Source organism: Allobosea sp. (assembly GCF_030695125.1).
Lineage (GTDB): Bacteria > Pseudomonadota > Alphaproteobacteria > Rhizobiales > Beijerinckiaceae > Allobosea.
Genome location: NZ_JAUYTP010000030.1, coordinates 141,075 through 150,333 on the forward strand (window position 1 = coordinate 141,075; position 9,259 = coordinate 150,333).

A 9,259-nucleotide genomic window follows, 5' to 3' on the forward strand; every position below is an offset into this window, starting at 1 on the left:
TGCCATGGGGCCCCGCGAATGGGCGCTCCTGCTGGTGTTGTCGGTGCTCTGGGGCGGGTCGTTCTTCTTCGGCAAGATCGCGGTCGGCGAATGGCCGCCGCTGATGGTGGTGGAGACGCGCTGCGTGCTGGCGGCCGGCGCGCTCTATCTCGTCATGCGGGCGCGCGGCCTTGATCTTTCGGTCGGCGGCGCGATGTGGCGCTCCTTCTTCGCCATGGGGCTGCTCAACAACCTGATCCCGTTCTGCCTGATCTTCTGGAGCCAGACGCAGCTGCCCAGCGGCCTCTCGGCGATCCTGAACGCGACCACGCCGGTCTTCGGTGTCGTCGTCGCGCATTGTTTCGGCCAGGGCGAGCGCGCGACGCCGCTGAAGATCGCCGGCGTGCTGGCGGGCCTGTGCGGCGTCGCCATCCTGATGGGGCCCGATGCGCTGGCGGGCTTCAGCGGGCCGCTGCTGGCGCAGCTCGCGGGGCTGGGCGCGGCCCTCTCCTACGGCTTCTCGGGGCTCTATGGCCGGCGCTTCCGGGAGCTGCCGCCGCTGGTCACCGCGACCGGGCAATTGACCGCCACCAGCGTGATGATGCTGCCGATCGTGCTCGTCTTCGCCCCGCCCTGGGCGCTGCCGCTGCCGAGCCTCCAGGCGGCGGGCGCGCTTGCCGGCCTCGCGCTGGTTTCGACCGCGCTGGCCTATGTGATCTTCTTCCAGATCATGCGCCGCGCAGGGGCGACCAACGCCATGCTGGTGACCTTCCTGATCCCGGTCAGCGCGATCCTGCTCGGTGTCGGCCTGCTCGGCGAGAGCCTGCTGCCGCGCCATGTCGCCGGCATGGCGGCGATCTTCGCCGGGCTGGCCCTGATCGACGGGCGGCTGTTCCGGCGGCGGGCCGGCGCCGGGGCGTGACCGCCTCCCGGAAACGCCGCGCATTATTGCCAATAAATTATGAATTGTTCTAGGGTCGCTTTCGCGGCCTGAGCCGCTATCGGCTTCACGGCAACGACTGGAAGATATCGGGTCAACGATACGCCAGAGGGGACCAGAGGGACACCATGGACGTCAGGCACCTGCGATGTTTCATCGCAGTGGCGGAGGAGCTTCATTTCGGCCGCGCCGCGGAGCGGCTGGGCCTGGCCCCCCCCGCCCTCTCCCGACAGATCAGCACGCTCGAGGAAGAGCTCGGCTGCGTGCTGCTGACGCGCACGACCCGGCAGGTCGCGCTGACGCGCGCCGGCATGACCATGCTCGAGGAGGCCAAGGCCATCCTGTCGCGGATGGAGCATGCGTCGCGGGCTGTGCGGGAGGCCTCGCTCGGCTCCGGCAAGGTGCTGCGGATCGGGGCGATCGACGCGGCGTCGTCGAGTTTCGTGCCCGAGGCGCTGGTCGCCTTCCGCCAGTTGTACCCCGGCGTCCAGATCAAATTCGTCGAGGCGATGACGGCAGCCCTGATCCAGATGCTGGAGACCGGTAAGCTCGACCTCGCCCTGACCCGGCCGCCGCGCAAGCCGACCGATTGCGCCTTCGAGGTGCTGCGCGTCGAACGGCCGATCGTGGTGCTCAACGAGCGCCACCCGCTCGCGGCGCGCGAGTATCTGACGATTCAGGACCTCGTGGGCGAGCCCTTCGTCGTGCCGTCCAAGCGGATCCGGCCCTTCGCCTACGATCTCGTGATGGCCTATTTCGAAAGCGTCGGGGCGGTGCCCAACGTCACCATCGAGGCGACCGAGAAGCCGGCGATGATGTCGGCGGTCGCGGCGGGGCTTGGCATGGCGCTGGCGCCCGACTGGGTGTCGCGGCTGAGCTTCCCCGGCGTGACGATGCGGCGCCTGCGTGGCGCCCTGCTCGACCCGCCGCCGCCGGGCGCTCTTGTGGGAATCGCCTGGCGGCCGCAACAGCGGCTTGACCCGCGCGACGATTTCCTGGCGATCCTGCGCGAGAGCGTCACCCTGATCGACGAGCGGCATATCCTGCCGTTCACCCTTCCCGTCACCAAGCCAGTGCGTCAGGCCCGCCTCGTCGGGTCTGCAGTCGGAGGAACCCGATGAGTTTGAACAATATCGAGAGGGCGCAGGGCCTGCGCATCCGCTCGTCGCAGGATATGGCCGGCGGGCTGTTCATGATCCTGCTGGCCGGGCTGGCCTTCGTTTTGTCGAGCGACCTGCCCCTCGGGACGCTGCGCCAGATCGGGCCCGGCATGCTGCCGAAGTCCTTCGCGGTGATCTGCGCCGCGCTCGGGCTGATGCTGTGCCTGTCGTCTTTGCGCTTCAACGGCGAGAAGCTGTCGGGCTGGTCCTGGCGCGGCGTCATCTTCGTGCTCGGCGGCGCCATCGTCTTCGGCCTGACCATCCGCGGCTTCGATGTCGGGCCGATCAGCGTGCCCTCGCTCGGCCTGCTCGTCTCCGGCCCGCTTGTCGTGCTGATCGCGGGCTGCGCCGCGGAGGACGTCAAGTGGAAGGAGCTGATCATCTTTGCCGTGGCGATGACGACGTTCTGCGCCCTCCTGTTCAAATACGCGCTGAGCCTGCCGATCCCGCTCGCGCCCTGGCTGCTTGGAATCTGAGGTCATCATGGACGTTTTCGCCAATCTCGGCCTCGGTTTCGCAACCGTCTGGAAGATCGTCTGGTGGTCGCCGGCCTTCCTGCAGGGCGCCATCTCGCTTCCGCTGCCCATCAACATCCTGCTCTGCTTCGTCGGCTGTCTCGTCGGCACGCTGATCGGCGTGCTGCCCGGCGTCGGGCCGATCGCGACGATCGCGATGCTGCTGCCGATCACCTTCGGGCTCGACCCCGTCGGCGCGCTGATCATGCTCGCGGGCATCTATTACGGCGCGCAGTACGGCGGCTCGACCACGGCGATCCTGGTCAACATCCCCGGCGAGGCGACCTCGGTCGTCACCACGCTGGACGGCCACCAGATGGCCAAGCAGGGCCGCGCCGGCGTGGCGCTGGGCACCGCGGCGCTCGGCTCCTTCTTCGCCGGCTGCGTCGCCACCGTCGTCATCGCGGCGCTGGGCGCGCCGCTGACCAAGCTCGCGCTGCTGTTTGGCCCGGCCGAATACTTTTCGCTGATGGTGATGGGCCTGTGCTTCGCGGTCGTGCTGGCGCGCGGCTCGATCCTCAAGGCCTTCTGCATGATCATGCTGGGCCTGCTGCTCTCGACCGTCGGCACCGACCTCGAGACCGGCCAGGAGCGCATGACCTTCGGCTTCGCGCCGCTCGCCGACGGCATCGACTTCGCCGTGCTGGCGATGGGCGTGTTCGGCTTCGCGGAGGTGCTTCGCAACCTCGAGAATCCCGAGGCGCGCGACGTCGTCCGCACCAAGATCGGCCGCCTGCTGCCGAGCTGGAGCGACATCAAGCAGTCGATCAACCCGGTGCTGCGCGGCACCGGCATCGGCGCCATCCTCGGCATCCTGCCCGGCAATGGCGCGGTGCTCGGCCCCTTCGCCAGCTACACCGTCGAGAAGAAGATCGCCAAGGATCCGTCGCGCTTCGGCAAGGGCGCGATCGAGGGCGTGGCGGGGCCTGAATCGGCCAACAACGCCGGCGCGCAGACCGCGTTCATCCCGCTGCTGACGCTCGGCATCCCGCCCAACGCCGTCATGGCGCTGATGGTCGGCGCGATGACGATCCACGGCATCATCCCCGGCCCGCAGGTGATGACCAAGAACCCGGACCTGTTCTGGGGCCTGATCGTCTCGATGTGGATCGGCAACCTGATGCTGCTCGTCATCAACCTGCCCCTGATCGGGCTGTGGGTGAAGCTGCTGCAGGTGCCCTACCGCCTGATGTTCCCGGCGATCCTGATCTTCTGCTGCATCGGCATCTACTCGGTGAACAACCAGCCGGTGGACGTCGCCTTCACCGCCATGTTCGGCCTGTTCGGCTACATCCTGATCAAGCTCGGCTTCGAGCCGGCGCCGATGCTGCTGGGCTTCGTGCTCGGCAAGCTGATGGAAGAGAAGCTGCGCCAGGCGCTGATCATCTCGCGCGGGTCGTTCATGACCTTCGTCGAGCGACCGATCTCGGCGGGGCTGCTGCTGGTGGCAATCGCCGTGCTCGTCATCGCGCTGCTGCCGTCGATGTCGAAGAAGCGCGACGAAGTGTTCACCGAATGACGGGGTTGCCGCGCGTCATGCGCGGCCCCACCTTGCCTAAAACCAAAACGAGGAAGGAACCGCCATGAAGAAAACCGTACTCGGCCTCGCCGCCGCCCTGACCCTGGCCGCGGGCGCCGCCCATGCCCAGGCCTATCCGAACAAGCCGGTGACGATGATCGTGCCGTTCGCAGCGGGCGGACCGACCGACATCATCGCCCGCATCGTCGGCGACCACATGTCGAAGACGCTCGGCCAGCAGATCGTGATCGAGAACGTCGCCGGCGCCGGCGGCACCACGGGCATCACCCGCGCGATGACTGCAACCCCCGACGGCTACACCATCGCGATGGGCCATCTCGGCACCTTCTCGGCGGCGCCCGCCACCTATCCCGGCCTGAAATACGACCCGATCAACGGCATGCAGCCGATCGGTCTGGCCGGCGGCACGCCGATCCTGATCGTCGCCCGCAAGAACATCGAGGCCACCGACCTGAAGTCCTTCGTGGCGGCCGTGAAGGCCAATCCGGACAAGTTCAACGAAGCCCATGCCGGCCTCGGCTCGGTGTCGTGGACGACCTGCACCCTGCTCAAGGGCCAGCTCGGCGTGCCCAAGCTCAATGCGGTGGCCTATCGCGGCACCGGCCCGGCGCTGAACGATCTGGTCTCCGGCCAGATCGACTTCATGTGCGACCAGATCGTCAGCGTCGCCGAGCAGATCAAGGCCGGCACGATCAAGGCCTTCGCGGTGGCTTCGCCGCAGCGTTCGCCGGCCCTGCCCGACGTGCCGACGACGACCGAAGCCGGCCTGCCGGAATACCAGATCGAGGCCTGGAACGGCATCGCCGGTCCCAAGGGCATGCCGAAGGAGGCCGTCGACAAGCTCGTCGACGCGCTGAACAAGGCCCTGAACGACGAGGGCACCAAGAAGCGCCTGCTCGATCTCGGCGCGGTGATCCCCACGGCGACCGACCGCACGCCCGATGGCTTCGCCGCCGTGATCAAGCGCGATGCCGCCAAGCTCGACCCGGCGCTGAAGAACGCGCCGCGCTGAGAAGGTTCGGCCTGAGACGACAGGACGGCGGGCCTCGGGCCCGCCGTTTTCGTTTGAGGGCACCGCAGGGTGACGGCGCTTCACCGGCGGTTCCAGACCCGGCAGATGCCGTCGCCGGACACGCGTTACGCGCGCACACATGTTGTGACCGCGCGGCGCGGAACAGGCAGGGCCGCCTGGCGGTTTTCTCCCCGAACTGTCTCTCGGAAGGAGAACTCCCATGATCAAGAAACTCGCTCTCGCCGCCTCCCTGGTTGCGGCCCCGGCCGCGGCCTTCGCCCAGACCCAGACCCAGGTCCAGACGCAGGTGCAGACCCAGCCCTCGGGTGGCGCGGCGGGCGGTGCGCTCAGCGGCGCGACCTCGGGCGCCATCGGCGGGGCCATCGTCGGCGGGCCGATCGGTGCCGCGGTCGGTGGCGTCGGCGGCGCGGTGGTGGGCGCCATCATCGGCGATGCCGCCTCGCCGAAGTTCCGGACCTATGTCGTCGAGCAGAGCGTGCCGTCCTACCGCTATGCCGAGCCGGTCGCGGTCGGCGCCATGCTGCCGGAAGACGGCGTCGTCTACCGGGAGGTTCCGGCCGAGTACGGCGCGCAGGGCTATCGCTACACGGTCGTGAACGACCGCACGGTGGTGGTCGATCCGCGCACCCGCCGCATCGTCCAGATCATCGACTGACCGTCCGCCGAGCGGATCGGCTGCCTTGACGCCCGCCCCGGAGACGGGGCGGGCTTTTCGTCGCCAAAGCCGCCGCCGGCCACACGCAATGGGCGATTTCGGAACATTGCCTGCCCGATTGGGTTGCAGACCCGACCGTCAACCCAAAGGAAGACAAGCCATGATCAAGACCTTCGCTGTCGCCGCCGCCCTCGTCGTGCTGCCCGCGACCGTGTTCGCCCAGAGCACCGGCCCCGCCGTCCGCGACCCGGCCGGCGGCGCCACCCGCGATCCTGCGCTGAGCACCACCATGCCCGGCACGGTCGACAACCGGCCGATGAAGCGCGACCCCGCCGGCGGCAGCATGATCGACGATTCGCCGCGCTTCCGGACCTATGTGATGGAGCAGCGCGTGCCGTCCTATCGCTACGAGCAGCCGGTCATCGTCGGCATCGTGCTGCCCGAGCAGGGCGTCGTCTATCGCGAGGTGCCGGCCGGGTACGGCGCGCAGGGCTATCGCTACACGGTCATCAACGACCGCGCCGTCGTGATCGAACCGGGTACCCGCCGCATCGTCCAGATCATCGACTGATCCGCCCTGTCCGGGCCGCATCCGCGCAGCCCGGGCTTCGGCACCGCCACAGGCCCGCGCCCGCAGGGGAGCGGGCCTTCGTACGAGGGCGGGCGGCGACGAGCGGCGCCGCCACGCGCGTCAGCGGGTGCCGAACATCCGGTCGCCGGCATCGCCCAGGCCGGGCACGATATAGCCGTGGTCGTTGAGCTTCTCGTCGATCGCCGCCGTCCAGATGCGAACCTCGGGATGGGCGCCGCGCAGGCGCTCGATGCCCTCGGGCGCCGCCAGAAGGCAGACGAAGCGCAGATCCCTGGCGCCGCGCTCCTTCAGCCGGTCGATCGCGGCGACCGCCGAGTTGGCGGTGGCCAGCATCGGGTCCATGACCACGATCATGCGGTCGGCGACGTCGGAGGGGGCCTTGAAGTAGTACTCCACCGCCTGCAGCGTGTCGGGATCGCGGTAGAGGCCGATATGGGCGACGCGGGCGGCGGGCACGAGCTCCAGCATGCCGTCGAGGAAGCCGACGCCGGCGCGCAGGATCGGCGCGAAGACCATCTTCTTGCCGGAGATGATCGGCTGCATCGATTTTTCGAGCGGCGTCTCGATCTCGATCATCTCGACCGGCAGATCGCGCGTCACCTCGTAGCAGAGCAGCATGCCGATCTCGTTGAGGAGCTGGCGGAAGCTCTTGGTCGAGCGGTCCTTCTCGCGCATCAGCGTCAGCTTGTGCTGGACCAGCGGGTGATCGACGACGGTGACCCCGTCCTGCTGCTTGGTCATTCGCTCTGTTCCCCTTCTTCCTTGCCTCATCCCTCATCCTGAGGAGCCGCGAAGCGGCGTCTCGAAGGATGATCCAGTGCGCTCTGGAGCATCCTTCGAGACGCGAGCTCTGCTCGCTCCTCAGGATGAGGGCTGAGGGGATTGTCGGCTGACTTCAGAATACCGTGCCGTCGCTGATGATCGTCAAGGGCGGGCCGCCGCCGGGGCGCTTCTCGGCCGCGATGCGCCGACCGGCCGACCAGGTGCCGCCCTCAAGCACCTTGGCGAGCGGCAACTCTTCACGCGTGCGGCCCAGCCGCTGGCGGATCAGCGCGCCGATCTCGTCGAGCAGCGCCACCGTCAGCGCGCGCCATTCGACCACCAGCGTCGAGCCCGCCTCATGGGCACGTGCCGCGTCGGCCTCGTCCTTCAGCGCGATCACGCCTGTATCGAGGAAGAGGCCGCCATTGCGGTATTCCGGCAGTCCAGTCAGGTCGTCGATGTCGATGACCGCGATGCCCGCCCATTGCAGCGGCTCGATCAGCGAATAGGTCAGCCATTGCGAGAGCTTGTGGAAGGGCACGAGCCCGGCCGTCTTGGCCTCGGGCGCGATCAGCGGGTGGCGCCAGGTGTCGCCGAGCGCAATGCCGGCGAGCGTCAGCCGCGATGGCCAGATGCCGCCAAAACAGGCCAGCACCTCGCTGAGCATGTGGCTGGCGCGCAAGGTGCCGGTCTCGGCCGCGCCCAGGAAGCGGTCGAACAGGTCGCCCGGACGCTTCAGGCCCCGGCGCTCCAGTTCCTCCCCCAGCCGGTTGAGCAGCGCGGCGCGCCCCCCCACCGCCAGCAGCGGGTTGTCCGGACCGGCCTGGAAACCCGCCGCCAGGGCGGCGGCGTCGAGCCGCTTCAGCGCGGTGGCGTCGACCCGCAGCGGCTGCGCCGGGTCGCTGGAGAAGAGGCCGGCGGCGAACATGTCGAGCGAGGCCAGAGCCAGCCCCTCGGAGCGCGCAATGGCCTGGCCGCTCAGCGCATCGCGATAGGACCAGTCGGGCCCGGCCCCGGCATCGAGCAGCACGCTGACGATGGCGAGATCATAGGCCGCCCGCCCGCGCGCGGTGGCGTCCGTGAAGCCCGCGGCCCGGTCGAGCGCGCTCCAGCGATCGACACCGGCGACGGTGAAATGGCGCCAGCGGGCGTGGAAGGGAATCTCCAGCGTCGGGTAATTGGCCTTGATCGTGTCGAGCACATAGTCGGCGCAGGCCTCCAGCCGCTCCGGCTGGACCGTGAAATGCAGCAATTGCCCGGCCCGGCCGAGGGTCAGCATCTCCCGCGCGCGGGCGCGGATCATGGCGGGCTTGAGAAGGAGGCGCACGGCCTCCGGATCGCGATCAGGCATCGTGTCAGAACTTGTCCAGGGCGCGACCGACGGTCGCCTTGAGGGCGTTGTCGCCCGGGGCGCCATCGGGCGCATAGTAGCCCGCCGCCTTCTTGGCCTCCATCTCGACGGAGGCGTCGAGCGGGATCAGCTCGGGGGGAATGGCGACGCGCTCGCCGATCTCGATGCCGCTCTCGACCATGGCGTCGTATTTCATGTTCGACATCGACATCAGCCGGTCGATCCGGGTGACGCCGAGCCAGTGCAGCACGTCCGGCATGAGCTGCTGGAAGCGGGCATCCTGCACGCCGGCGACGCATTCGGTGCGCTCGAAATAGGTCGCGGCTGAGTCGCCGCCCTCCTGGCGCTTGCGGGCGTTGTAGACGAGGAACTTCGTCACCTCGCCGAGAGCGCGCCCTTCCTTGCGGTTGTAGGCGATGAAGCCGACGCCGCCCGCCTGCGCGTCGCGGGCGGCCTCCTCGATGCCGTGTACCAGATAGGGCCGGCAGGTGCAGATGTCGGAGCCGAAGACGTCGGAGCCGTTGCACTCGTCGTGCAGGCGCCCGGAGATGAACGTCCCGGGGTCACCGAGTTTCGCCACGTCACCGAAGAGATAGACAGTGATGTTGCCGATCGGCGGCAGGAAGACCGAGATGTCCGGCCGTGTCACCAGTTCCGGATACATCCCCCCGGTCTGGTCGAAGAGCGTGCGGCGCAGTTCGGCCTCGGTCGTGCCGAAGCGCTCGGCGATGC

10 protein-coding genes are annotated in these 9,259 nt (G+C 68.6%); 7 read left to right on the forward strand and 3 right to left on the reverse strand.

Annotated elements, in window-relative coordinates; all coding sequences use genetic code 11:
• Positions 1–4: 4 nt before the first annotated feature.
• The 7 genes from Q8S38_RS11875 (at position 5) to Q8S38_RS11905 (ending at position 6,393) form a co-directional block, all read left to right on the forward strand.
• Positions 5–901: a DMT family transporter gene (locus Q8S38_RS11875; RefSeq protein ID WP_305680635.1), complete on the forward strand. Its 897-nt coding sequence runs from the start codon at positions 5–7 to the stop codon at positions 899–901.
• A 146-nt stretch (positions 902–1,047) separates the two neighbouring features.
• Entirely contained in the window at positions 1,048–2,040 is a 993-nt protein-coding gene (locus Q8S38_RS11880) for a LysR family transcriptional regulator (RefSeq protein ID WP_305680636.1), read from the forward strand.
• Positions 2,037–2,555 carry a tripartite tricarboxylate transporter TctB family protein gene (locus Q8S38_RS11885; RefSeq protein WP_305680637.1) on the forward strand — a complete coding sequence of 173 codons (519 nt, stop codon included), beginning with the start codon at positions 2,037–2,039 and terminating at the stop codon, positions 2,553–2,555. The genes Q8S38_RS11880 and Q8S38_RS11885 overlap by 4 nt, the downstream gene beginning before the upstream one ends.
• Before the next feature lie 4 nt (positions 2,556–2,559).
• On the forward strand, positions 2,560–4,113 hold the full coding sequence (locus tag Q8S38_RS11890; RefSeq protein WP_371125872.1) for a tripartite tricarboxylate transporter permease: 1,554 nt from the start codon (positions 2,560–2,562) through the stop codon (positions 4,111–4,113).
• A gap of 64 nt (positions 4,114–4,177) precedes the next feature.
• The gene (locus Q8S38_RS11895; protein ID WP_305680639.1) at positions 4,178–5,146 is read left to right on the forward strand and encodes a tripartite tricarboxylate transporter substrate-binding protein; all 969 of its coding nucleotides are present in this window, start codon (positions 4,178–4,180) and stop codon (positions 5,144–5,146) included.
• 220 nt (positions 5,147–5,366) lie between these two features.
• Positions 5,367–5,822 carry a DUF1236 domain-containing protein gene (locus Q8S38_RS11900; protein ID WP_305680640.1) on the forward strand — a complete coding sequence of 152 codons (456 nt, stop codon included), beginning with the start codon at positions 5,367–5,369 and terminating at the stop codon, positions 5,820–5,822.
• A gap of 160 nt (positions 5,823–5,982) precedes the next feature.
• On the forward strand, positions 5,983–6,393 hold the full coding sequence (locus Q8S38_RS11905) for a DUF1236 domain-containing protein (RefSeq protein ID WP_305680641.1): 411 nt from the start codon (positions 5,983–5,985) through the stop codon (positions 6,391–6,393).
• A 120-nt stretch (positions 6,394–6,513) separates the two neighbouring features.
• Here Q8S38_RS11905 and upp read toward each other — a convergent pair whose 3' ends face one another.
• From upp to Q8S38_RS11920, 3 genes are all read right to left on the reverse strand, one after another.
• Positions 6,514–7,155, reverse strand: coding sequence for a uracil phosphoribosyltransferase (gene upp / locus Q8S38_RS11910; protein WP_305680642.1), 642 nt, complete (start codon positions 7,153–7,155; stop codon positions 6,514–6,516).
• Positions 7,156–7,309: 154 nt separating this feature from the next.
• The gene (locus Q8S38_RS11915) at positions 7,310–8,527 is read right to left on the reverse strand and encodes a URC4/urg3 family protein (protein WP_305680643.1); all 1,218 of its coding nucleotides are present in this window, start codon (positions 8,525–8,527) and stop codon (positions 7,310–7,312) included.
• 4 nt (positions 8,528–8,531) lie between these two features.
• Positions 8,532–9,259, reverse strand: a 728-nt coding sequence (locus Q8S38_RS11920; protein WP_305680644.1) for a GTP cyclohydrolase II, incomplete at its 5' end; no start/stop codon positions are given.

What these genes read in the sequence shown, in the direction of transcription:
- Q8S38_RS11875 (WP_305680635.1), top strand. Translation starts at nt 5, where the DNA reads ATGGGGCCCCGCGAATGGGCGCTCCTGCTGGTGTTGTCGGTGCTCTGG.
- Q8S38_RS11880 (WP_305680636.1), top strand. Translation starts at nt 1,048, where the DNA reads ATGGACGTCAGGCACCTGCGATGTTTCATCGCAGTGGCGGAGGAGCTT.
- Q8S38_RS11885 (WP_305680637.1), top strand. Translation starts at nt 2,037, where the DNA reads ATGAGTTTGAACAATATCGAGAGGGCGCAGGGCCTGCGCATCCGCTCG.
- Q8S38_RS11895 (WP_305680639.1), top strand. Translation starts at nt 4,178, where the DNA reads ATGAAGAAAACCGTACTCGGCCTCGCCGCCGCCCTGACCCTGGCCGCG.
- Q8S38_RS11900 (WP_305680640.1), top strand. Translation starts at nt 5,367, where the DNA reads ATGATCAAGAAACTCGCTCTCGCCGCCTCCCTGGTTGCGGCCCCGGCC.
- Q8S38_RS11905 (WP_305680641.1), top strand. Translation starts at nt 5,983, where the DNA reads ATGATCAAGACCTTCGCTGTCGCCGCCGCCCTCGTCGTGCTGCCCGCG.
- upp (WP_305680642.1), bottom strand. Translation starts at nt 7,155, where the DNA reads ATGACCAAGCAGCAGGACGGGGTCACCGTCGTCGATCACCCGCTGGTC.
- Q8S38_RS11915 (WP_305680643.1), bottom strand. Translation starts at nt 8,527, where the DNA reads ATGCCTGATCGCGATCCGGAGGCCGTGCGCCTCCTTCTCAAGCCCGCC.